At 64.2% G+C, this 22,197-nt stretch carries 19 protein-coding genes and 2 pseudogenes; all 21 read right to left on the bottom strand.

The features are described 5' to 3' along the window. Nucleotides 1-23 precede the first annotated feature (23 nt). Entirely contained in the window at nucleotides 24-1,565 is a 1,542-nt protein-coding gene (locus tag NKH95_RS02020; RefSeq protein WP_352890889.1) for a sugar ABC transporter ATP-binding protein, read from the bottom strand. Next, on the bottom strand, nucleotides 1,562-2,218 hold the full coding sequence (locus tag NKH95_RS02015) for a DUF2291 family protein (RefSeq protein ID WP_023808911.1): 657 nt from the start codon (nucleotides 2,216-2,218) through the stop codon (nucleotides 1,562-1,564). Before NKH95_RS02015 ends, NKH95_RS02020 begins: the two co-directional genes overlap by 4 nt. A gap of 33 nt (nucleotides 2,219-2,251) precedes the next feature. After that, complete coding sequence (locus tag NKH95_RS02010) at nucleotides 2,252-3,262, bottom strand: sugar-binding transcriptional regulator (RefSeq protein WP_023808912.1); 1,011 nt, start codon at nucleotides 3,260-3,262, stop codon at nucleotides 2,252-2,254. Nucleotides 3,263-3,685: 423 nt separating this feature from the next. Continuing rightward, the gene (locus NKH95_RS02005) at nucleotides 3,686-5,398 is read right to left on the bottom strand and encodes a glycerol-3-phosphate dehydrogenase/oxidase (RefSeq protein ID WP_502895154.1); all 1,713 of its coding nucleotides are present in this window, start codon (nucleotides 5,396-5,398) and stop codon (nucleotides 3,686-3,688) included. Beyond that, nucleotides 5,395-6,171, bottom strand: a complete 777-nt coding sequence (locus NKH95_RS02000; protein WP_031212333.1) for a DeoR/GlpR family DNA-binding transcription regulator — start codon at nucleotides 6,169-6,171, stop codon at nucleotides 5,395-5,397. Before NKH95_RS02000 ends, NKH95_RS02005 begins: the two co-directional genes overlap by 4 nt. Then, the gene (locus NKH95_RS01995; RefSeq protein ID WP_352890886.1) at nucleotides 6,168-7,703 is read right to left on the bottom strand and encodes an FGGY-family carbohydrate kinase; all 1,536 of its coding nucleotides are present in this window, start codon (nucleotides 7,701-7,703) and stop codon (nucleotides 6,168-6,170) included. Before NKH95_RS01995 ends, NKH95_RS02000 begins: the two co-directional genes overlap by 4 nt. Nucleotides 7,704-8,094: 391 nt before the next feature. After that, nucleotides 8,095-8,643, bottom strand: coding sequence for a flavin reductase family protein (locus NKH95_RS01990; protein ID WP_127255083.1), 549 nt, complete (start codon nucleotides 8,641-8,643; stop codon nucleotides 8,095-8,097). Between the two features lie 63 nt (nucleotides 8,644-8,706). Beyond that, complete coding sequence (locus NKH95_RS01985; protein ID WP_023808917.1) at nucleotides 8,707-9,927, bottom strand: acyl-CoA dehydrogenase family protein; 1,221 nt, start codon at nucleotides 9,925-9,927, stop codon at nucleotides 8,707-8,709. 26 nt (nucleotides 9,928-9,953) lie between these two features. After that, nucleotides 9,954-10,742, bottom strand: coding sequence for an alpha/beta fold hydrolase (locus tag NKH95_RS01980; protein WP_023808918.1), 789 nt, complete (start codon nucleotides 10,740-10,742; stop codon nucleotides 9,954-9,956). 11 nt (nucleotides 10,743-10,753) lie between these two features. Next, complete coding sequence (locus tag NKH95_RS01975; RefSeq protein ID WP_352890883.1) at nucleotides 10,754-11,770, bottom strand: zinc-dependent alcohol dehydrogenase; 1,017 nt, start codon at nucleotides 11,768-11,770, stop codon at nucleotides 10,754-10,756. 14 nt (nucleotides 11,771-11,784) lie between these two features. Next, nucleotides 11,785-12,810, bottom strand: a complete 1,026-nt coding sequence (locus NKH95_RS01970) for a branched-chain amino acid ABC transporter permease (protein ID WP_352440104.1) — start codon at nucleotides 12,808-12,810, stop codon at nucleotides 11,785-11,787. After that, nucleotides 12,807-13,670, bottom strand: coding sequence for a branched-chain amino acid ABC transporter permease (locus NKH95_RS01965; RefSeq protein ID WP_352440105.1), 864 nt, complete (start codon nucleotides 13,668-13,670; stop codon nucleotides 12,807-12,809). Before NKH95_RS01965 ends, NKH95_RS01970 begins: the two co-directional genes overlap by 4 nt. Continuing rightward, nucleotides 13,657-14,385, bottom strand: coding sequence for an ABC transporter ATP-binding protein (locus tag NKH95_RS01960; protein ID WP_352890881.1), 729 nt, complete (start codon nucleotides 14,383-14,385; stop codon nucleotides 13,657-13,659). The genes NKH95_RS01965 and NKH95_RS01960 overlap by 14 nt, the downstream gene beginning before the upstream one ends. Continuing rightward, nucleotides 14,382-15,110 (bottom strand): annotated as a pseudogene (locus NKH95_RS01955) (ABC transporter ATP-binding protein). The gene NKH95_RS01960 and the pseudogene NKH95_RS01955 overlap by 4 nt, the downstream one beginning before the upstream one ends. A gap of 25 nt (nucleotides 15,111-15,135) precedes the next feature. After that, the gene (locus NKH95_RS01950; RefSeq protein ID WP_352440107.1) at nucleotides 15,136-16,443 is read right to left on the bottom strand and encodes an ABC transporter substrate-binding protein; all 1,308 of its coding nucleotides are present in this window, start codon (nucleotides 16,441-16,443) and stop codon (nucleotides 15,136-15,138) included. A gap of 63 nt (nucleotides 16,444-16,506) precedes the next feature. Beyond that, on the bottom strand, nucleotides 16,507-17,325 hold the full coding sequence (locus NKH95_RS01945; RefSeq protein WP_352440108.1) for an SDR family NAD(P)-dependent oxidoreductase: 819 nt from the start codon (nucleotides 17,323-17,325) through the stop codon (nucleotides 16,507-16,509). Further along, nucleotides 17,325-18,215, bottom strand: a complete 891-nt coding sequence (locus tag NKH95_RS01940) for an intradiol ring-cleavage dioxygenase (protein ID WP_352722229.1) — start codon at nucleotides 18,213-18,215, stop codon at nucleotides 17,325-17,327. The genes NKH95_RS01945 and NKH95_RS01940 overlap by 1 nt, the downstream gene beginning before the upstream one ends. Nucleotides 18,216-18,225: 10 nt before the next feature. After that, nucleotides 18,226-19,980, bottom strand: coding sequence for an FAD-dependent oxidoreductase (locus tag NKH95_RS01935; RefSeq protein ID WP_352722231.1), 1,755 nt, complete (start codon nucleotides 19,978-19,980; stop codon nucleotides 18,226-18,228). After that, the gene (locus NKH95_RS01930; RefSeq protein ID WP_352440111.1) at nucleotides 19,980-21,029 is read right to left on the bottom strand and encodes a branched-chain amino acid ABC transporter permease; all 1,050 of its coding nucleotides are present in this window, start codon (nucleotides 21,027-21,029) and stop codon (nucleotides 19,980-19,982) included. Before NKH95_RS01930 ends, NKH95_RS01935 begins: the two co-directional genes overlap by 1 nt. 7 nt (nucleotides 21,030-21,036) lie before the next feature. Further along, on the bottom strand, nucleotides 21,037-21,900 hold the full coding sequence (locus NKH95_RS01925; RefSeq protein ID WP_023808929.1) for a branched-chain amino acid ABC transporter permease: 864 nt from the start codon (nucleotides 21,898-21,900) through the stop codon (nucleotides 21,037-21,039). Nucleotides 21,901-21,967: 67 nt separating this feature from the next. Then, a pseudogene (locus NKH95_RS01920) lies at nucleotides 21,968-22,197 on the bottom strand (ABC transporter ATP-binding protein); the annotation flags it as partial.

Genomic DNA, 22,197 nt, shown 5'->3' with positions numbered 1-22,197 from the left:
TCTGGGCTCCGAAATTCTGGTGATCAGGCGACCACGGCTTCGCCGGAGGCGGCCATGATCTGCTCTTTGGTGGCGTTGGCGCCGAATTCAGCTGAAATCCTGCCACGCCGCATGACGACGATGCGGTGGGCAATGCTGAGGCATTCGTTGACCTCAGAGGTCGAGAAGACGACGGCAAGCCCTTGAGCGGCGCGTTCGCTCAACAAGCGGAAGACCTCGGCCTTGGCGCCAACATCGATGCCGCGGCTCGGCTCGTCGAGGAGGATGACCTTGGGGTTGGTCGTCAGCATCTTGCCGATGACGACCTTCTGCTGATTACCGCCAGACAGCGATCCGATCATGGCGTTGCCACCAGCGGTCTTGACGGTCACCTTGCGGATCGAGTCTTCGACCAGCTCTCGCTCTCTCGAACGGGACAGAAACAGCCCCTTGGCGAACGCTTCGATGCTGGCGAGCGAGAGATTGCGGCCGACGGTCATCGTTTGCACCAGCCCGTCGCGCTGGCGGTCCTCGGGGACCAGCACAAGCCCTCTGGAGATGCGCTGCGCAATGCTCAGTCCGGAAACGTCCTCGCCTTCCAGAAGCGCGCGTCCGCCCGCCATCGGCACCCGTCCGGCGACGGCCTCCAGCAATTCCGTGCGCCCGGCGCCCATCAGCCCATAGATGCAGACGATTTCGCCTGCCCGGACGTCCAGCGACAGGTGGTCGACGACGGAATAGCCTGAGCCCGAAGTGTCAACGACACTGACATCCTCGATCGAAAGGGCGACCTCACCGAACTCATGACCGGTCGGCGGCGAACCGAGATCGAAGTTCTCGCCGACCATGTTGCGAACGATCCACTCGAGGTCGATGTCCCGGGCTTCTGCAGTCGCCGTGATTGCCCCGTCGCGCAGCACGACCGCATAATCGGTGATCTGCAGCGCCTCTTCGAGGTGATGCGATATGTAGACGATCGAGACGCCGCGGCTGGTCAGATCACGGATCACCTTGAACAGCACCTCCACCTCGGTCGCGCTGAGCGCCGAGGTCGGCTCGTCCATGATCAGGATGCGCGAATCGACCGACAGCGCCCGGGCGATCTCGACGATCTGCTGTTGGCCGAGGCGCAGATCCTCAACCAGGGTCATCGGGTCGATGTCCTCTTCGAGATCAGCCATCAGCGCGCGCGCCTGGCGCGATTCTTCGGCGAAGTCGAGGCCGGTCCTGGTGCGCAGTTCGCGGCCCATGAAGATGTTGTCGCGAACGCTGAGATTGGGCGCCAGGCTGAGTTCCTGGTGGATGATCGAGATGCCGCGATCGCGTGCGTCCGAGGATGAGGAAAAACTGACGAGATTGCCGTCGAGCACGATGTCGCCGGATGTCGGCGTGACCACGCCGGAGAGGATCTTCATCAGCGTCGACTTGCCGGCGCCGTTCTCGCCGAACAGCGTCGTGACCTTACCGCGATGGATGTCGAAATTGACGCCCTTGAGCGCATGAACGCCGCCATACGACATGACGATGTTGCGCGCCGAAAGCACGGCGTCGCCATTCGCGGGTCCGGTGTCGGCAGCCGGTTTCATTTGACCTCCAGCCTCACCGGAGTGACCAGCCAGCTCTTCGGGTTGACCAGCTTGAATGCGCCGACCACCGATATGGTCTTGCCGGTCAAGGTGCTCGTATCGACCTTGGCCAGGACTTCCTTCTTCATCTCGTTGTTCAGCGCCGAACCGGCGTCCTGGTATTCGATCTGGTTGGTGAACTGGCCGAATGTGATCTTGCCGGTGGCGTCGCGAAGCTCGGTGCCGTTGATCGCCGGTCCCGTCTGCACGCGAATCATCAGCGTGTCCGGCACACCTTCGACGGCGACCTTGTAGATGCCCGATTTTCCTTCGCCGACGACGCCGGTGAACTTCACCGAGATGACCGGCCCAACGCCCGCCGGCACGCCGTATTCCTTTTCCGCCGTTGTCCTGTCCTTGGCGATCGCCGTCGCCACCGTCACCGCGTCGGCGGCACGCGCCTCGACATCGGCCTGCACCTTGGGGAACTCCGACTTGCCGTAGTCGGCGGCGGAAAAGACGGCGCTGCGGACATCGCCGGCAGAGCCGATCCTGACCACGTTGGTGTCGAGCGCCATGGCGCCGAGCAGGACGACAACCGCAGCGCCGGCAAGTACCCGACGCAAGCCGGGCGAAGCCGGCCTGGTTGGTGCGGTGGCAGCCTTCGCGCTCATGACGCAACCGCCAGCAAGGCTGATCCGCGCTTGTCACGCATTTGACGATCCTCCGTTCACATGGCGCTTCGCACCATTGGGTTTGTTCTGTTCGACAAGGGCACGGGCGGTGGACTCGTCAGTGATCAGGCCGCTCAGATAGCGGCTTTCGAGCACCGCCTTGATGGCGCGTATTTTCACCTTGCCGCCGGCGACTGCGACGATCCGACGGCCCTTCAACTGGTCCCGCGGAAGCGCCAGGATTCTGTCCGACAGCGCCGTTTCCACCGGGCGTCCCTTGTCGTCGAAGAAGTGGGCGAGCAGCTCGCCGACGCCGCCATCGCGTTTGACCTCATCGATTTCGGAATGTTCGATCATGCCGGTAGCGACTAGCGAAGCTTCCCGCTCGGCAGTCCCTATGCCGACGAACATCAGGTCGGACCGGCTTGCGAGGTCGAAGACATCGCTGATGCCGCGCTGGCCAAGCAGCACTTCACGGTCCTCGGCGGTGTTGGCGACGAAAGGCACCGGCATCACATAGGCCTGCGCGCCGGTCCGCTCGGCCAGCCGATGCATGACATCGTGCGGGTTGGCCGCGAATTTGCGCGTCACGCCGCCAAGCAGCGAGACGAAACGGATATGGGCAGCGGCGGTGCGCGTCAGATACTCGACGCTTGCGGCAAGGGTACGGCCATGGCCGACGCCGATCAGCATGTCCTCGCCGCGATCGATCTCCCGCTTCAGAAACTGAGCGCCGGCGATGCCAAGGGCCTTCAGCGGCAGCTCGTCCTGATCGAGATCAGGAACGACCTCGCAGTAATCCAGCCCGTAAGCATCGATCAGCTGCTGCTCGAGGTCGATGCATTCGCCGACATCGCCGTCGATGATTACCCTGACAAGGCCATCCTGGGTGGCCCGGGTGATGAGCCGATGCGCCTTGAGGCTGGTCAGGCCGAGTCGCTTGGCCACCTGGGCCTGCGTCAGACCCCCGGCATAGTGAAGCCAGGCCGCGCGGGTGGCGAGGCTGGACTCATGATCGCGGTTAGCGGCTCCGCCGGATTTCAAGACATCTCCTCCCTGAGATGATATTATTATCTTTGTGTGCAAAAATTTTCACATCCCTGCTTCGCTGTCAATCCCCCGCCGGATTTGGCGCATGCACATACGGGGAATTCACAGGTCTCGCCCTTCCCGAAACGCCGGTCTGCCGACATTTCGGCGGGCAACATCGATCTATTAGGAGGTGAGCATGTTACTTGATCATACGGCTATGTTAATTTAACGTCAATCTGTGTTATTTCGTGCCTGCGCCAGTAGAATTGCACAGCCATCGGCTATCCAATTTTTTTCTAACTAACTGTTTCTCGGGAATAATATCTAATATCTGCAAAATCCCAATCCGCCTGTGAGTTGAGCGATTGGGGATGCGGCGCATCCTTAGGCAAACCGACCGGATTGCCTTGGGAAAGAGCATCGGCGACGGAATGATCAGCCCAGCCGCATCAGGTTCCGGTCCTCGAGTTCCAGGGCGGCGGCCTCGACTTCCTCTGCGAGGCGCCCGGCGCTCCAGCCCAGCGCCCGTCCGGCAATCGTCGCAATCTCCTGCAGATCCCGGCCCGTCAGTGACCCTGATATCGCCAGGGTGCTGCGGCGCATGACGATATCGGCCAGATGTTCGACGAACTCGGTGCGGACGATGTAGTCGATTTCCGATTTGCTGTAGCTTTCTGAATCCGGCAGCCGACCCTCATCACCCGACCCATGCGTGGCGATCTGCGTGGCTCTGGTGCCATATCGCGACAGCAGCTCATCGAGACGCCGTCCTCCAGCGCCCGTTTCCGAGTGAGCCAGAGCCAGCCAACTTGCTCGCGCTGCGGCATCGGCCGGGAAATCCCTGCCGCCGCCGATCGGCATGGCCTGCGTCGTCACCTTGCGGCTGCGCTGCAGGCGGCCGAGCACGGTGTCGGCGACTTCCTCGGCGAAGCCGCGAAAGGTCGTCCACTTGCCGCCGATCAGCGAGATGACTGCGAAAGGTCTGTTCCCATCCGGCTCGGCGACTGGCGCCGAGTGGTCACGGCTGATCAAGCCGGGCACCGATGCATCCGAGGCCGGCAGCGGCCGGATGCCGCTATAGGCATAGACGATCTGGTCGCGCTCGAACGCCATCCCCGGCAGCAGCGTGCGTACGCTGTCGAGCAGGTACTCCACTTCGTCAGGCTCGCAGCGTACCGCGTCGGGATTGTCGGCCTTGATGTCGGTAGAGCCGACCAGCGCCAGGCCGAGATAGTCGTAGACAAGGCAGATGCGGCCGTCATCGGCCTCGAAATAGAGCATGCGCCCGGCAAGGCTTCTGACCAGTTCGTCATGCTTCAACAGGATGTGCGAGCCCTTGGTGCCGCCGATCATCTTCGACGGCGCGCCAAGCAAACTGTTGACGTCATCGATCCACGGACCGGCGGCATTGACCACCAGCTTCGGCCGCACCGAAAAAGCTCCGCTATTCTCCGGCTGGAAGGTCAGCACGTCATTGGCGGACTTCACCAGCGCCGTGTAGTTCGCGCTGGCCGAGGCCGGGTTTGCCTGCAGCCCATCGAGGATCAGCTCGAGCACCAGCCTTTCGGGATGACTTATCTTGGCGTCGTAATAGGTGCCGGTGGCGACGATCGAGGGGTTGAGCGCCGGCATCTTGCTGAGCGCCTGGCGCCGCCCGACCATGCGGTGACGCGGCATGACCTGGTTTCGCGAGCCGTAGAAATCATAGATCATCAGGCCGATCTTGATCAGGATGGCGCCGCGGCTGCGCGGCGCGCTGGTCGAGCCGAACAGCGTTCGCAGCGCCGCCAGCATGCCCTTGCTCCAGGAAAAGATCGGGATGACGGTCGGCAGCGGGCTGACATAGTGCGGCGCGTTTTTCAAAAGCAAATTGCGCTCGAGCGTCGATTGCGCCACCAGCCCGAATTCGCCAGTTTCTAGATATTTCAGGCCACCGTGAATGAGCCGCGATGGCGCGGCACTGGTGCCGGAGCCGAAATCCGCCTTGTCGACGATCAGGCAGCTGACGCCCTGCGCGCACAGGTCGCGAAACAAGCCCGCCCCGTTGATGCCGGCGCCAAGGATGACGACGTCGACCTCGCCGGTCCCGGCCATGGCGGCCAATCGCCCGGCGGGATTTTCCGTAAATGTTGCTTCGCTTGAGCTCATGGCGCTTTCGTCTTGACGATGCGCAGCTTCACGCCGGCCCGTTCGAGGGCCCGCGCCCGCGCATCGCCCAGGCCTTCGGTCGCCAGCACGACGTCGAAGCTGGTCAGATCGTCGAAGACGTGCAGTGCGATCCTGTCGAACTTGGCATGGTCAATCAAAAGGATGCGCTTGACCGATGCGGCCATCATCGCCTGCTTGACCCGCACGACATTGGGGTCCTGGATGAAGGCGGTGGTTCCAGTGATGGCCGAAGCCGAACAGATCAGCACATTGGCGCGCAGCTGCGCCACGGCGTTCTCGCAGACGATGCCGATATAGGCGTTGTAGGTGCCGTGGTACTGACCGCCGAGACAGATGAAGTCGAGTTCGTCGACATTGGTCAGCAGGGAAGCCGTCGCCACTGAATTGGTGATGACGGTCAGCGGCTTGACGTCGAGCAGCAGCGTGGCGACGGCGTTTGCCGTCGAGGAATCGTCCAGCATCACCACTTGGCCGGCCTCGACAAAATCGAGCGCCGCCCGCGCCAGCGCATCCTTCTCGGCCCGATTGACCGTCACCCGGTAGCGGAAGGCGCTTTCATAGAGGCCGGAAGGCTGAACCGTCACCGCACCGTGCAGCTTGCGCAGCACACCCTGCTGCGCCAGCCGGTCGATGTGCCGGTGGATGGTCATGCGCGATACGCCGAAATGTTCGACCAGATCGTCGATGCGCACCTGGCCGAGCTTGATCACATAGTCGGCGATCTCTTCGCGTCGTTCGTCGGCCTTGATCATGCGGTTCCCCCAGTGTCTTGCCGCGCCAGCTTCTCGATCTCCGGCCACTGCGGTTCGAGCGCACCGGCTATGCGGCCATAGAGGGAAAAGCGCTCGTTGAACACAGCACTTGAGGCCGCCATCGGCTCGTATTGGCGTGCCGTCATGCCGGCTTGCCTGGCGCCTTGTTGCGGCGTCGCGAAGATGCCCACCGCGGCACCCGCGCAAAGGGCCGCGCCAAAGGCCGCGGCCTCGTCGGTCGAGGTGACGGTGACCGGGGCATTCAGCACATCGGCAAACATCTGGACAAAGGCCGGATTGCGTGAACCGCCCCCGGTCAGGCGGATCTCGCTGATAGCAAAGCCCTCGCGCAGGGCTTCGACATGGGTGCGATGATTGAAGGCAATGCCCTCTAGAACCGCCTTGAGCATATCGCCGCGATCGTGCCAGCCGTGAAGGCCGACAAAGCTGGCGCTGGCGACATCGCCAAAGGGGGAGCCGAACAGATAGGGATGAAACAGGATGGTCGACCGCTTTTTCAGCGCCGCGTCGATCTCGCCTGCCAGAAACTCGTGGATCGAGCCACCACCGACCGATGCCCTCTCCTGTTCCGAGCGGCAGAACGTGTCGAGAAACCAATCGTAGTTCGCGGTCGAGGCCGGCGATATCGCCATGTTGTTCCAGCGGCCGGCGTCGATGGCGTTGCGACAGAGCCAACGCGGATCGACGCGCGGTTGCGAAGAGACTACTTCGTTGATGGAATAGGTCCCGGCGACAATGGCGAGCACGCCCTCCTCATGGCCGCCCATGCCAAGTGCGGAGCCAGTTACGTCATGCAGGCCGCTCGCGACCGGTGTCCCCTTGGCAAGGCCGGTCATGTCGGCGGCCTCGGCGGTAACGTGGCCGGCGATCTCGGCCGAATGCGCCATCGGCGGCAGCGCGTCGAAAAGATCGTCCAGTTCGAAGATGCGCATCGCTTCCAGCGCGTAATCCTGCGTGCGGAAATCCGTGAATGAGGTGCTGGCCTCGGTACGGTCGGTGCCGATCGTGCCGGTCAGGCAAAAGCGCAGCCAGTCCTTGCAGGCCAGTATATGCCCGATGCGGCCATAGCGGTCGGGTTGGTTCTTCCTGATCCAGGCCAGCAGCGCCGACGGAGCCGAAACGTGCGGCGCCTGTCCGGTGCGCGCCAACGCATTTTGGAAGACCCCGTCCGCCGACCATTGTTCGACAATCTCGCCGGCGCGGCTGTCAAGCGACAGGATACCGTGGCCTAGCGGCCGGCGATCCTTGTCGAGCAAATAGAGACCATCGCCGTGTGCGGTCGCCGCCACCGCCTTGATATCGTTGGCGGGCCGGCCGCACAATGCGATCGCTTCGCGGATGGCATCGGCGGTGGCTTGCCATAGCCTTGCCATGTCGCGCTCCACCCAGCGCGCATGGGGCATCGACTGCGGAACGCGCCGACGCGCCACCGACAACTGCGTGCCATCGGCATCGAAGATCACTGCCTTGGTGACCGTGAGACCGTTATCGATTCCGAGCAAACTGGGCATGGGCGCCGCCGCTTTCAGCAACTGGTGAAGGGCGCTGCAAGGCTAACCTGCAGGTTGGGATAGGGATGACAGACATGACGACAATCAACGAGCAACGGTGATACAAAAGCGACGCATCCGACGCGGTAAACAGACCATAATAGCATGTTAAGTTAACGTCAACATGTGAGATATTTTTGCGGAAAAGTCTGACGTCATCTGCGACAAAAATTGCCATCCACTCGTACCGCATCCGATGCGGGACGAAGTTCCGGCCAATGCCCAACTGGCCGGATGACCCTCAACCCTGCGCGGCGAGCCAGGGAGCGCGGTACGACTGACGCCGAACGCGCTTCGACTGGCTTTGCAAGTTCCGTGCGCAACGACCGGACAACCCGCGCTTCGGCGCCGTTCAAAGAAAACGCGACGACTCAAGAAGCTCAGCCACCCCGTCCAGTTCCTTGTGCAGGCGATGCCAGCGACGGTCGAGATAAACAAGCGAATGCGCCTCCGGGGGGACCTCGTCCGGCTGCACCTCGCCGTCAAGGAGTTCGGCCGCGACCAGCGTCGCGCCCTCGATCGGCAGGATGCCGAGCCGACGGGCGCGGAACCAGGTCGAAACGCCGGTATAGCGGGGTTCGCCCGTAGGCAGCCGCGCCCAGGCGCCTCCCGGCGGGAAACGTTCCGCGCCGCTCGACGCGCAGAGCTGCGCCAGGTCGATATCAGTGAAGCGCAGCAGGTGGATCACCATGGTCTCGGCCCGTAGCAAGGGCTCGGACGAAGTCGATTTCATGGAGAGCGAGAAAGCGACGACCGGCGGCGCAGCACTTACCGAGATCAGCGAGGATACGGTCATCGCCACCGGCCTGTCGCCGGGATCGGCCGTGATCACGGCAACACCGGCCGGATGGTGGCGAAAGGCTTCGCGGAAGGCGTTGGTCATCGGATGCGGGAAGCTCATCGACGTCTCTCTTCTGCAGCGTGAATAAGGGCCGGACGGCGTCCGCCGTCCGGCCCTTGCGGGCTACTTCTTCTCGATCAGGTCGTAGAACTGCCAGGTGCGATCGCTCCACAGGCCGCCGATGTCGCGACCGGCCGAGGTGACGATCGACGGCGCGATCGTGAAATGGTTGGCCGCCACCATCATCTCGCGGAAGGTGCGCTGGATCACGCCGGCGCGCAGCGACGCGCCGCCGCCGGCGCGGTAGGCGAAGTTGCAGATATCCACGCCAACCTCGTGAATCTCGGATTTGGCCAGATGGACAAGGCTGATCTGCCGCGTCGATACGCTGTTGCCGGCTTCGACCGTCGCCTCGATGTCGCGCCAGACTTCGAAGACAAAGGCGCGGGCAGCGCGATAGCGGGCTTCGGCGCGGCCATAGTCGTGCCAGAACTTCTCGCTTTCGCCGATCAGTCCGGCCCGGCCTGACTTCGAGCGGGCGAACTTGGCGATCTCGTCCAGCATCCGCCGCCCGGTGCCGAGCGCCCAGCCGGTATGACCGATGGCGGCGAGGCCAACGACCCCGAGACTGAAGAACTCCTTCTGGCGCAGCGGTGGTGCGGTCAGGATCGGGAAGACGAGATCGTCGGCGATGAAGACATCCTCGGCCGCATAGTCGATGCTGCCGGTACCGCCGAGGCCCAGAACGTCCCAATTGCCGAGCTGCTTGTGCTGGGAGATCGGGGCATGGGCGCACATGATAATCAAATTGCCCTTGTCGTCCTTGGCGGGCTTGCCGGTGCCGTCGTCGACGAAGGCGGCACTGTGGCTATAGGTGGCGTGGCTGAAGCCGCTGCCATAGCTCCACTTGCCGTTTAGCCGGTAACCACCGTCGACCTTCTTCAGCATGCCGAGCGGCGCGCCCTGCCCCGAGAAACGGTTGTCGGTGCCCGGTGCGAACAGCCGCTCGACCGCGCTATCCGGCAGAAAGGCCGCCGACATCGCACCGATGCAGCAATGCACCATTGAAACCCAGCCGGCCGCCCCGGAGTGCCAGGTGATCGCCGCCAGCAGTTCGAGACCCTGGGTGGGTCGCAGCTGCGCACCGCCGAGGCTCTCCGCGGCGAAGATATGCGACATGCGCAGCGGCTTCAGCAGCTCGAACGTGGCCGCAGTCAGTTCGCCATTCTCCTCATCGGTGGTGGCGTTGGCTTCCAGGGCCGGCCCGATCTCCGCGATCTTGCTGAGCAAGTCGCGATAGTCGGTGGTCGTCCCCCACGAGCCGTGCTTGATGGGTTTGTTCATTGTCTTCTCCTCCTTTTCAAATGCGGTCAGCCGGCGAGGAAATCGCCGATCTTCCTGAGTGTTTCGGGTTTCTCCTGCATGACGAAATGGCCGGCATCCTCGACCAGGATCAGGCGTGCGTCGGGCAGGGCTTCGACGAAGAGCGGCGCCTGGCCAGCTGGCAGCAGACGGTCCCTGGTGCCCCAGACGACCAGCGTCGGATTGGCGATGCGCGCCAGGAAGCGCCGCAGGTTCGGATGGCCCATGCCGAACGGCGCCAGCAACCGGCCGAGCGTCTCTCCTTCGCGGGCGCGATCGGCGCCGAAGGCCTCCGCAAAGGCGGGATCCGAGCCGTCCGGGAAATAGCGCAGCGCCACCGAGACGTCATGCGCCAGATAGGCCGGCAGCTCCTGCGGCGCGACCGCGCCCAGATCGGTGGCCGGATGCGCGGGGTCGTTGAGCCCTGCCGGCGCGATCAGCACCACCTTGTCGAAACGCTCGCGCGCAAGGCCGGCGAGCTCCGTCGCCATCCAGCCGCCCATGGAAAAGCCGATGAGATGAGGCTTCTCCGGCAGGTTCAGAACATCGAGCAGGTTCAGGTAGTGCAGAACCATGTCGGACATCCCGGTCACATGCGGCGCAGCGCCCGAAAAGCCGAAGCCCGGATGGCTCGCGCAAAGCACGCGGAAACGGTCGGCGAGGCCTTCGGCGAAGTCGAAACCTTCAAGCGTCGAGGCGCCGTGCAGGAACAGCACGGGCTTTCCCTCACCAATGGCCTTCACCACCGTTTTGGTGCCAGCGACATCGTATTTGAGCGTTTCGAATTGAACGGCCATTTTATTCCTCCTCAAACAAGGTCCGGCTGGATCAGCACTTTGCATTGCGTTGTGCGGCGGCGAAGGCTCTCGAATATCTGCGGAACCGGCGAGAGGTCGATCCGATCGGTGATCAGCGCCTGCGGTGCGAAAGGTCCGCCGCGCAGCGCATCGAGGGCGACGCCGAATTCGTTGCGCTGATGGAAGAAGACCGAGAAGAGCAGGTTCACTTCCTTCGTCAGCGCGACGAATGGATCCCATTCGTCGCCGCCGATACACAAGCCGACACCGACCACCGTGCCCTGCGGCCGAACCGCCTTGACCGCCGCGTCGATAAGGCCGCGCTTGCCGACGCATTCGAAGACGATATCGGGGGCTCCTCCGCAGAGATCGGCAAGGCTATCCGCCAGCTTGTTTCCGGACAGCGCGAAACCGGTTGCGCCCAGTGTGAGCGCACGGTCACGCTGATGGCTGTGAATATCGGCCACGACCACACAAGACGCTCCCAGCCGCCGCGCCCAGAAAGCGACGAGCAGGCCGATCGGTCCGGCGCCAAGGATGGCGACCCGGTCTCCGGGCTTCATGCCCGAGCGGACGATGCAGTGCAACGCGACCGAGAGCGGTTCGGCCAGCGCGCCATCCTCCAGCGCAACGTCGTCGGGCAAGACATGGCACTGGCGCGCGGCGACGGCCGCGTATTGCGCATAGCCGCCACCAATCAGCACCATGTCGGGACAGCGGCCTGGATCGCCGCGCCTGCAGGCCTGGCAGTGCCCGCAGCCGTGCATCGGCACGACGGCCACACGCTCACCGATCCGAAGGCTCGCCACCCGTGATCCCAGCGCGATGATGTCGCCGGCGAATTCATGGCCAAGAACGAAACCTCCACCGATGCCGAAAGGCACCGGATCCTCGGTGATATGCAGGTCGCTGCCGCAGATGCCGCAGGCTGCGATGCGCAAGACGACCTCATCCGGCGCCGGCGTCGGATCCGGCACCGTGCCGATCCGCAGCGGACTGCCGACCGTATCGAAGATGGCTGCTTTCATAAAAACCCTCCCTCTCAGCGGTTCGGATCGACGAGCCTGCGTCGGATCGGGAACCATGGCGCATCCCACCGTTTCGAGATCAGGCCCCAGATGCCGGTGCGGGCGTAGAGCGCCACCAGCAGCGTCATCAGGCCGAGGACGACGAAATAGCTCGCGCCGTATTCACCGAACCAGCGGTCCGCGATGAAGAAAATCAGGGATCCGATCAGAACGCCCTCGATGGACCCTATCCCGCCGACCATGACGATGAAGATCGCGACGTTCGCCCACATCGGATCAAAGGCCGAACCCGGGGTGATGCGCAGTTGCGCCATGAAATAGATGGCGCCCGCAAGGCCGCAGCCGACCGCCGACGCGACGTAGATCAGGAAGCGCAGCTTGACGACATTCACGCCCTGGCTCGCGGCCGCGACCGGATTGTCGCGCATGGCGATCAGCGCAAGGCCGAAGCGCGAGCGAAGCAGCCAATAGCTGCCGCCCAGCGTGACGAGCAGCATCCCCGCGCAGAGCAGCGACATGGCGACATTCCGCTCGAAGGCCGAATAGTCCTTCATCACGCGAAGCGACATCCCCGCGCCGGAATTGACGAGCGGGAGATTCGAGGCGGCCAGCCGGAATACCTCGGCCACCACCCATGTGCCGATCGAAAAATAGGGGCCATCCAGGCGATGCAGCAGCAGGTAGATCGGCACGGCCAGCGCGGCCGGCGCCAGCAGCGAAAGGAAGACCGCCACAAACGGATTGATGCCGTAAGTCTGCGCCAGCACGAAAAGCGCATAGCCGGCAGCACCCATGAAGGCGTGCTGGCCCACCGAGACGAGGCCGGCATAGCCGGCTAGCAGGTTCCACATCTGCGCGACGGCGATGTAGCAGCACAGCACCAGAATCGACCGGATCGTGCCGGTCGAGGCCCACCACGGCATGGCGGCGACACCGATCAGCGCCAGCACAGCCAGCGTCATCGCGATGCGACCGGACCGGGTCTGGCGCTGGACCAGGACCTCAGGCACCTCGGTTGCCACATAGGGGATCGCACTCATGACAATGCCTTTCCAAACAGGCCCTGCGGGCGGGTCGCCAGCACGATCAGGAAGACGATGTGTCCGGCGAGCACGCCGAAGCCCGGATCGATGCGGAAGCCGACGGCCTGCGAGATGCCGAGGACCATCGAGCCGGCGAAGGCGCCCCATACCGTCCCCATGCCGCCGATGATCACCGCTTCGAAGGCGTAGATCAGTTGGGCAGGTCCGTCGGCCGGCGCGACGGTCGACCGCAACGCCTGGAAGACGGCTGCAAAACCGAGGATGCCGACCGCTGCCGCTGTCGCCATCGCATAGACAGCGCGCGGATTGATGCCGGTCATTGCCGCTGCCTCGACATCCGCCGACGCGGCGCGGAGCGCCCGGCCGAAGCGCGTGCGCTTCAGCGTCAGGTCGAGGCCTCCTGTCAACCCCGTGGCGACGGCCAGCACGATCAGCGGCAGGAGGCCGACATAGATACCGCCGATCTCGATGGATTGACTCTCGATTCCATGACCGGGCAACGATCGGCTGTTCGCGGACCATATCTGCAGCATCAGGTTCTGCAGCGCGATCGACAGTCCGAAGGTCGCGATCAGCGAGGGCAGCGGATCGCTCCCTACCACCCGGTTCAGCACGGCCTTCTGCAGCACCCAGCCCATCAGCACCGCGAGCGGCACCAGTACGATCAGCACAGGCAGCGGCCCCAGACCCCAGGCCGTGGCGATCGAGATGCCGATCAGCGACAAAAGGATCACAAGATCGCCATGGCTGATGTTGACGATCCGCATGACGCCGAACATGAGCGCCATGCCGAGCGCATACTGGGCATACATGCCGCCCAGCAGGACCCCCTGCACCAAGGCGTCAAACCACTCCATGGCCTGCTCCAAAATAGGCTTTGCCGATCTGCTCGCGCGTGATCTCGGCGGACCTGCCGGTCAGGGTCACGCGCCCCTCCAGCATGCAGTAGAGGCGGTCCGTGGCGGTTCGGGCGAGGCCGACATCCTGTTCGACCACAATCATCGCCGTTCCGGTGGCGCGGATTTCGGGCAAGGCGGCATAGATCTCGCGGATCACCTTCGGCGCAAGACCACGGCTCATCTCGTCGCAGAGCAGCACGCGCGGCTGGCAGAGCAGCGCGCGGCCGATCGCCACCATCTGTTGCTGCCCGCCCGAGAGGCTCTGGACCTGCGTGCGGGCCTTCTCCTTGAGGATCGGGAACAGCTGATGCAACCGCGGCAGCGTCCATCCGCCCTTGGCGCCTATGCGCGCGGCCTGGTCGATGGCGACGCGCAGATTGTCCTCGACCGACATGCCGGTGAAGAGCCGGCGGCCCTCCGGCACGATGGCGACACCCTTCTGCACCATGCGGTCGGTGGTGGTGCCGCCAACGGCCTCCCCTTGCAGCAGCACCATCTCGCGCCGGACCGGGAGCAGGCCCATGATCGAACGCAGGAGTGTAGATTTTCCTGCCCCGTTGGCGCCGATCAAGGCCACGGCCTCACCCTGGTGCAGCTCGATGTCGACGCCGTAGAGCGCCTGGAAATCGCCATAGCGGGCCAACAGCCCGTGGGTGGAAAGAACGGCCGTCATGCCTCGATCCCCATGTAGACGCGTTGGACCTCGGGCAGCGCAATCACTTCGGCGGGCACGCCTTCAGCGATCTTCTCGCCGAAGTTCAGCACCAACAACCGGTCGGCCACCGCCAGCAGCGCGTGCAACACATGCTCGATCCACACGATGGTGATGCCACGGTCGCGGATGCGGCGCACCAGCGCTACCAGCGCCTTCGATTCATCGTCGGTCAGCCCACCCGCGATCTCGTCCAGCAGCAGCAGCTTCGGATCCGACGCCAGCGCGCGCGCCAACTCCAGCCGCTTGCGATCGAGCAGAGTGAGAGCGCCGGCCGAGACATTGGCCTTGTCGGAGAGCTCGCAATCGCGCAGGACCTGGGCGCAGAAAGCATAGCTCTGCTTCTCGGACCGGCCGCCGCCGGAAGCCGCCGCGACCACCAAGTTTTAGAAGGTGGTCATGCCGGAATAGGGACGCGGGATCTGATAGGTCCGCCCGATCCCCATCTGGCAACGCCGGAAGGGCGGCTCGCCGCGAAGCGCGGTGTCGCCGAGCTGGATCTCGCCGCCGGACGTCTTCAAATCGCCGCTGATCATGTTGAACAGCGTCGTTTTGCCCGCCCCATTCGGGCCTAGGATGCCCAGGACCTCGCCCCTATGCACGTCGAAACTCACGTCATGCAGGACGCGGACAGCGCCGAAGGACTTCGACACGCCGTGCGCTTTCAGCAGGATTTCCCTACCCATAACTCTGCCCGCGTTCCCGCTCATGTCACCAGGCGATCGGCTGGATAGCCTGCTGCGGCGCGAAGAGCTGATTGACCGTGTTGTCGACGATCTTCAGGTCATAAGGCCATTTCTCACCCTTCACCCACTGGCCGCCGAAGATCGGCGTCTTGCAGATGTTCTTGTGGGGCGAGCCGTCGAACTTGATATGACCGACCAGCGTCTGCAGATCGGTAGCGACCAGAGCGTCACGATTGGCCGCACGGTCGAGCGGATTGGAAGAGCGCTTCAGGATGTCGAGCGCGACCTCCAGCAGCGCGTGCGAATAGCCAAGCGGCTGCGTCCACTGGCGCTTCGTATCGGCTTCCCATTGGCTGGCGATGTCGCTGCTGATCTGCCCGGTCAGCGACGACTTGAACGGGAAGGCCGGGGTCCACCAGACCTCCGAGGACATGCCGTTGCCAAGCGGCCCCATCGCCTCGACACCGCCCGGGAACAGGAGCGCCGCCGCCACCGTGACCGCCTTCGGCTTGAAGCCCTGCTGGTTGCACTGGGTGACGAAGGTCTTCAGATCGTCGGGATAGGTGATGCCGCCGATGATCTCGCAGCCCTGCTTCTTGAACTCGGCGATCTGTGCGGAAAAATCATTGGTGCGGGGCTGGAAATAGCCGGGCACCACGACCTCGTAGCCGGCCTTGCGGGTCGGCGCTGGCAAGCCATATTCGTCGTTGCCCCAGGTCTCGCCGTCGATGTTTTGCGGGAACAGCATCCCGACCTTCTTGTTGGTCTCCAAATGGTTCCAGAGCCCGACGAAGGTGTTCAACGCCTCGTCGAGGCCCCAGAAGAAATGATAGGTCCAGTCGAAGGTCTGCTTGCCGCCGCCGCGCGGCATGATCACCGCTTGCCAGGGAGCGCCCGAGGAAATGCAGGGCGTTTCATAAAGTTCGGCCTGCTCGGCCGCGGGCAGGATCGTGTCGGTGGTCGAGGCCGGCACGAGCAGATGAACCTCGTCGTTCAGGATCAGATTGCCGGCGATTTCCGATGCCTTGTTCGGATTGGACTGGCTGTCGCGGTCGAGGATCTCGATTTCGTAAGTATTGCCGTCGGCGCATTGCAGCTGGCCGCCGAGCAGGGCGCGTATCTGCTGCAAGGTGTAGTCATCCGTTTCACCAAAAAGGGCGAGCGGTCCGGTCGTCGGGCTGAGGTAGCCCAGCTTGATCTTCCCGGCGGTCGCGGCGCGCACATAGGCCGGCATGCCCAGCGTGCTGGCGGCAACGCCGGCTCCAATCCCCTTCAGGACACTTCGGCGGCTGGGCCGCAAGCCCGATTTCACCAGTCTGTTGTAGTAGCTCATCGTCGGTTCCTCCCTGGGTTAAGTTTCTCCGGCCCACGGGACCGGTCTCAGTTCAAAGCGTGTTCAGGTCATCCGCAGCAGCGAGCCGCCATCGATGACGATCAGCGAGCCCGTCACGTAGGAAGCGGCAGGCGACGCCAGATAAAGCGCCAGGCCCTTGATCTCTTCGGGGTCGCCGATCCGACCGAGCAGCGACTGGGCCTCGAAGGCCTCGCGGTCCGCCGGGTTGCGCAGCCGACCGCCGGCGATGTTGGTGATGAACGGTCCGGGCAGGATGGCATTGATGCGGATGTTGTAGGCGCCAAGCTCCATCGCCATGTGGCGAACGAGATGGTTCACCGCGGCCTTGGCGGGCATGTAGGGCGTGCCCACGATGCTCTCGTTGATCAGCGATGCAATGGACGACGTGACGATGATCTGGCCGCCGCCATTCGGCTTCATGTGCCGGACGGCATGTTTGATCGTGGTGTAGACCGAGGTCAGGTTGATCTCGATCACCTTGTCCCAGTGCTCGTCGGGCAGGTTCTCGATGGCGCCCTCGGGGTTCCTTTCGCCCGTCTGGGTGTTGAAGCCCGGCCCGGCATCGATCCCGGCATTGGCGAATACGACATCGATCGAGCCCGCCTTCCCGGCGACCTTGTCGAAGGCTGCGGCCATGGCCGCACGGTCGCCGACGTCGACAACCTGGCCCCAGACATCGCCACCCACCGCCCTGATCGCGGCCACGGTCGTGTCAAGCCCGGCAGGGTTCAGGTCGAAGATGCAGACCTTCGCCCCGTGCTCGGCCATGATCTCGGCATAGGCCTGCCCGATGCCGCTGGCGCCGCCGGTGACGATCACCGACTTGCCTCTGACATCGAACATCTCCTCAAGTGCGGCCATCAGTTTCCTCCTTTGTGCGACAGCACGAAATCGAACTCCACGTCGTAGAACGGGGCCGCAACCTCGACCCTGGCGGCAGCTTCGGCGTTCTCGACCTTGCGGAATTCGGCGAGCAGGCTCTTCTTCACGCCGAAGACGGCATCTGAATCGATGTACGGGTCGTCCGGGTCGAAGATGTGCGTGGTCAGCGCTTCGAAGCCCTCGGCCTCGACGATGTAGTGGAGATGCGCCGGACGATTGGGGTGACGCCCCAGCGCGCCCAGCAGCTTGCCGACCGGACCATCATCCGGGATCGGATAGTATTTGGGCTTCACGCCGCGGAACCAGTAACGTCCGTCGGCGCCGGTGCGAAAGACGCCGCGCAGGTTGAAGTCGGGCTGGATGCCCTTCTGCTGCACGTCGTAGAAGCCCTCGTCATTGGCCTGCCAGACGTCGATCTTGGCGCCTGCGATCGGGTTGCCCTCGGTATCGAGGATGCGGCCATGCACGAACATGGGCTCGCCCTTCTGGTCGAGGCAGATGTTGGAGCCCATCGGCAGTTCGGGGGCGTCGGCGACGTGGAAGGGTCCCAGCACCGTCGATTCCGAGGCGCCCGACGGCTTGCGGTTGTTGATCGCATCGACCAGCATCGAGATACCGAGAACATCCGACAACAGGATGTATTCCTGCCGCCACTCGTTGCAGATCTGGCCCGTCTGCGTCAGGAACATGATCGCGCCGAACCATTCCTCCTGTGTCGGCTCGATCTCCTTCACCGCCTCGTGCAGCTTGCGGGTGATGACCTCCGTCACCTCTTTGAGCCGCTCATCCCCAGCGTTCCGGTTCCGCGCCACGACGACCTCGGCCGAGTTCGCTTCGGTGAAATAGCCGGATTCGTGTTCGTCGATCATGGGATCCTCCTCAGCGCGCCAGAACGGATTTGAAGACCCGGCGTAGTTCGGCCGCCGGATCGGCCGCCAGCGTTTCGCTGCGCCAGGCGACGTGGTGGTCGGGACGAACGATCAGGCAGCCGGTGTCGCGGATCTCCCGTGCGCCGGCCCAGTCGCCGGTATGATCCTCGATCGCGCGGCGTGGGCCGATCACATGGCTGCGGATCGGCAGACCGAGCTCCGCGCCCACCGTCTCCGCCGCGGCGACCCACGCCTCTCCGCCAATGCCGGTCAACAGCGTGAACTCGCCATGCCCGCAAAGATCGAGCGTCGAGACCTTCCTGCCCGAGCGCTCGAAGACCCAGACATGCGGCAAGCGCGCGCCCGGCCAGGTTGTCGGCGCATAGTGCAGCTCGCGATCCTTCTCGAAGGCCGGCTCGCGCTGGCCGTCGGTCACCACCGCGCCCGAGGCATAGCGCTGGTTCATCTCGACGCCATGGGCGTCGAACTCGTACTTCTTGAAGGCGATGGCCTTGCGGAGCGCCTCGCGCTGCGCTTCGGCGACGGGCGTCGCATCGGCGCGAGCCTCCATGTTCCTCTGGATCTTGTCGTGATCCACGCCGCCGTCCATGCCGAGCGCCTCGAAGATCGGTCCGAATTCGGCGATGGACTGGTTCGCCCGTGTCACGATCTGGCGCGCGATCGGTGCGCGCTCGGCCGAGAAGCTGTCCAGAAGCCCGACCCCCGCCTGCCCCTTGATGACCTTGGCAAGCTTCCAGGCGAGGTTGAACCCGTCCTGGATCGATGTGTTCGAGCCGAGCCCGTTCGAGGGCGGATGCCGGTGCGCGGCATCGCCCATGATAAACACCCGCCCCTTCTGCATGTGCGTGGCGAAGCAGTTGTTCACGGTCCAGGTGTTCGCGCCCAGGAGCTCGATCTCGAGCGCGGGATCTCCGACCAGTTGACGCGCGACGCTGGTGGCCAGTTCCGGCGTCACGTCCGGCGGCGGCTGGTTGATGTCGTAGCCCCAGACGATCAGCCACTCGGTCCAGGGCCGCACCATGCGAACGAGGCCCATGCCGATGCCGCCGACGTCGGCGCCGGGCTGCATGACCCAGTAGAGGACGCTTGGCCGGTGGGCGACATACTTCGAGAGATCGGCCCTGAACAGGATGTTCATCGAGCCGCCGACGCCCATCTTGCCTTCGAGCGGCAGGCCCAGATGCTCGGCCACCAGCGAGTTGCCGCCGTCGGCACCGACGAGGAACTTCGACCGCACGGTGAAATCCTTGCCCGACAGCCGATCGTGGCAGGTCGTCGTCACGCCGTCCGCATCCTGGACATGGCTGACATATTCCGTGCTCATGCGTGCCTGCGTCCCGCGGGCGCAGGCCGACTTGAACAGGATCGGCTCCATGAAGGTCTGCGGCAGATCGTTCATGAAGCAGGGAGACGACAGGAGATGTTCGGCCTTCGAGAGCGGGTGGATGCCCCAGCTCTTCATGCGGCCGATCTCCTCGCCGGCCAGGCTTTCGCAGAACACGTTCTCGCCCATCAGCTCCTGCGGCGAGGCGTGCATCATGGCCTCCGCCTCGACATCCGGACCGAGGTCGCGCAGCACTTCCATGGTGCGCTGGTTGGTGATGTGGGCACGCGGCGTGTTCGACAACCAGCGGTAGCGATTGACGATCATGTTGGCCACGCCGTAGCTGGACAGAAGTGCCGCCGTGGCCGAGCCGGCTGGGCCCGTGCCGATGATCAGCACGTCGGTTTCGATATCCGCCATCAAATTCCTCCCTCGATCTTCGGACCGGTCAGCCTGCGGCGAACCGGAAACAGGTGCAGGCCATTGCGGGACGCGATCAGGCCCCACAGCCCCTTTGGTGCAAAAAGCATCACGACGACGGCGATGAGGCCGAGCGTCATCAAGTACCAGCTGCCGTAGTCGGCCAGCGCCGAACGCAGCGCAAAGAAGACCAGCACGCCGAGGATCGGCCCCTCGATGGTGCCGATGCCGCCGATGACGACAATGAAGATGACGTTGGCGGTCCAGTCGGTGACGGCAAAGGCCGCGCTCGGCGAGATGCGGGCCGTCTGCAGGAAGATCAGCGCGCCGGTCAGCCCGGTGGCGGCCGCGGCGATCAGAAAGACCGCCCATCTGAGCCGGCCGGTATCGACGCCCACCGATTGCGCCGCGTCGACATTGTCGCGCACGGCCGCCAGCGCCAGCCCGAGGCGACTGCGCAGCAGCCAATAAATGCCTCCCGTCACGGCCACGAGCAGCGCCAAAGCCAGCCAGTAGGCCATAACATCGCGTGCCGCGGCCTCGCGGACCCCGAACAGCGCCCGGACCGCATCGGTGCCCAGGATACTGCTCGTCGCCTCGCGCGGCAGCGAGGTGCCGGTGCCGCCACCGAGCGCCTTCCACTGCGCGACCAGCAGTCGCGTCACTTCGGCGATCACCCAGGTGCCGATGGCGAAATAGGCGCCCTGCAAACGGAACGCGAAGAAGGCCGTCGGAACCGCCAGCACCAGAGCGGCAAGGCCGCCCAGCGGGATCGCCAGGACCGGATTCCAGCCGAGCAGGATCACGCCGGCGAACATCGCATAGGCGCCGATGCCAACGAAAGCCTGCTGGCCCACCGACACCAGGCCGCCATAGCCCGCCAGCAGGTTCCATATCTGCGCCAGCGTCAGCATGGTGAGGATGAAGAAGAGATCCTGTATGACGCCACGCGAGGCCACGGCAGGCAGCGCGAGCGCGGCGACGATGAAGATCGGCACGATGATCGCGGTCACGGTTCCGGCGCGGGTGCGGGTTGTCAGTCGATACATGCCGCCCTCAATCCACTGCGCGCGGAAAAAGCCCGCGCGGCTTGAGCAGCATCACGGCCAGGAAGGCGATGTGGCCGGCCAGGATCTGCCATTCCGGATTCAGCGCGGCGCCAAACGTCTGCGCCACGCCGATGATGATCCCGCCCGCGAGCGTCCCCCACAGGCTGCCGAGGCCGCCGATGATCACCGCCTCGAAGGCATAGATCAGCCGCGCCGGTCCGATCGAAGGATCGAAGTTCGCCCGCATGCCGAGATAGAGTGCCGCCAGCGTCACGACGACCATGGCGATCCCGGTGGCGATCGCGAAGATCCGCTTCGGCTCTATCCCCATCAGCCCCGCCGTCACGACGTCGTCCGAGGTGGCGCGGAAGGCACGGCCGAGGGCGGTGTGGTAGAAGAGCGCGTTGAGCGCAATGATCATCACGATCGCCGAGGCAAAGGTCATCAGCGGCATGATCCCCACCGTGACCAGCCCGAGATCGAGCGATGCCCCTTCCAACGCGCCCACCGGGATGCGGCGGCTGTCGGCGGAGAAGGCCTCGAGCAGGCCGTTCTGCAGGGCGACCGACAGGCCGAAGGTGACCAAAAGCGGCGGCAGGATGTCCTTGCCCAGCACGCGGTTCAGAACGGCGGTCTGCAGCAGCCAGCCGAGCGCGAACATCACCGGCATGGCGACCAGAGCGGCAATCCAGGGCGACAGGCCGAGCAGCGTGACGCCCATCAAAACCAGATAGGCGGCAAGAATGATGAGGTCGCCATGGGCGAGGTTCACCAGCCGCATGATACCGAAGACGAGGCTCAATCCCGCTGCGAACAAGGCATAGAGCCCGCCCAGCAGAATCCCTTGCACGAGGGTGTCCAGCCAGATCATCGCCGCGCCACCTCGATCAGGCCATAAGAGCGCTGCGCGAGCAGATGACAGAGCCTCGGTTGCCGCGTCATGCCGCCACTCCGAAATAGGCGGAATGGATGTCTTCGCGCGTGACCTCAGCCGCCCTGGCGGCCAGCGTGACGCGACCCTCCATCATGCAGTAGACGCGATCGGCCACCGCCAGCGCCTTGCCGATATCCTGCTCCACCAGCACGATCGCGGCGCCGCCTTCGCGGATCCTGGGAAGGGCTGCGTAGATATCGCGGATGACGACCGGCGCGAGGCCGAGGCTGATCT

Source organism: Mesorhizobium sp. M0848, assembly GCF_040319805.1.
In the GTDB taxonomy this organism is placed as follows: Bacteria; Pseudomonadota; Alphaproteobacteria; order Rhizobiales; family Rhizobiaceae; genus Mesorhizobium.
Note: the sequence above shows the minus strand (reverse complement) of the source record. Positions and strands in the feature narration are given on the sequence as shown.

Coding starts and splice junctions, on each gene's coding strand:
- NKH95_RS02020 (WP_352890889.1), bottom strand. CDS start 1,565: ATGAAACCGGCTGCCGACACCGGACCCGCGAATGGCGACGCCGTGCTT.
- NKH95_RS02015 (WP_023808911.1), bottom strand. CDS start 2,218: ATGAGCGCGAAGGCTGCCACCGCACCAACCAGGCCGGCTTCGCCCGGC.
- NKH95_RS02005 (WP_502895154.1), bottom strand. CDS start 5,398: ATGAGCTCAAGCGAAGCAACATTTACGGAAAATCCCGCCGGGCGATTG.
- NKH95_RS02000 (WP_031212333.1), bottom strand. CDS start 6,171: ATGATCAAGGCCGACGAACGACGCGAAGAGATCGCCGACTATGTGATC.
- NKH95_RS01995 (WP_352890886.1), bottom strand. CDS start 7,703: ATGCCCAGTTTGCTCGGAATCGATAACGGTCTCACGGTCACCAAGGCA.
- NKH95_RS01990 (WP_127255083.1), bottom strand. CDS start 8,643: ATGAGCTTCCCGCATCCGATGACCAACGCCTTCCGCGAAGCCTTTCGC.
- NKH95_RS01985 (WP_023808917.1), bottom strand. CDS start 9,927: ATGAACAAACCCATCAAGCACGGCTCGTGGGGGACGACCACCGACTAT.
- NKH95_RS01980 (WP_023808918.1), bottom strand. CDS start 10,742: ATGGCCGTTCAATTCGAAACGCTCAAATACGATGTCGCTGGCACCAAA.
- NKH95_RS01975 (WP_352890883.1), bottom strand. CDS start 11,770: ATGAAAGCAGCCATCTTCGATACGGTCGGCAGTCCGCTGCGGATCGGC.
- NKH95_RS01970 (WP_352440104.1), bottom strand. CDS start 12,810: ATGAGTGCGATCCCCTATGTGGCAACCGAGGTGCCTGAGGTCCTGGTC.
- NKH95_RS01965 (WP_352440105.1), bottom strand. CDS start 13,670: ATGGAGTGGTTTGACGCCTTGGTGCAGGGGGTCCTGCTGGGCGGCATG.
- NKH95_RS01960 (WP_352890881.1), bottom strand. CDS start 14,385: ATGACGGCCGTTCTTTCCACCCACGGGCTGTTGGCCCGCTATGGCGAT.
- NKH95_RS01950 (WP_352440107.1), bottom strand. CDS start 16,443: ATGAGCTACTACAACAGACTGGTGAAATCGGGCTTGCGGCCCAGCCGC.
- NKH95_RS01945 (WP_352440108.1), bottom strand. CDS start 17,325: ATGGCCGCACTTGAGGAGATGTTCGATGTCAGAGGCAAGTCGGTGATC.
- NKH95_RS01940 (WP_352722229.1), bottom strand. CDS start 18,215: ATGATCGACGAACACGAATCCGGCTATTTCACCGAAGCGAACTCGGCC.
- NKH95_RS01935 (WP_352722231.1), bottom strand. CDS start 19,980: ATGGCGGATATCGAAACCGACGTGCTGATCATCGGCACGGGCCCAGCC.
- NKH95_RS01930 (WP_352440111.1), bottom strand. CDS start 21,029: ATGTATCGACTGACAACCCGCACCCGCGCCGGAACCGTGACCGCGATC.
- NKH95_RS01925 (WP_023808929.1), bottom strand. CDS start 21,900: ATGATCTGGCTGGACACCCTCGTGCAAGGGATTCTGCTGGGCGGGCTC.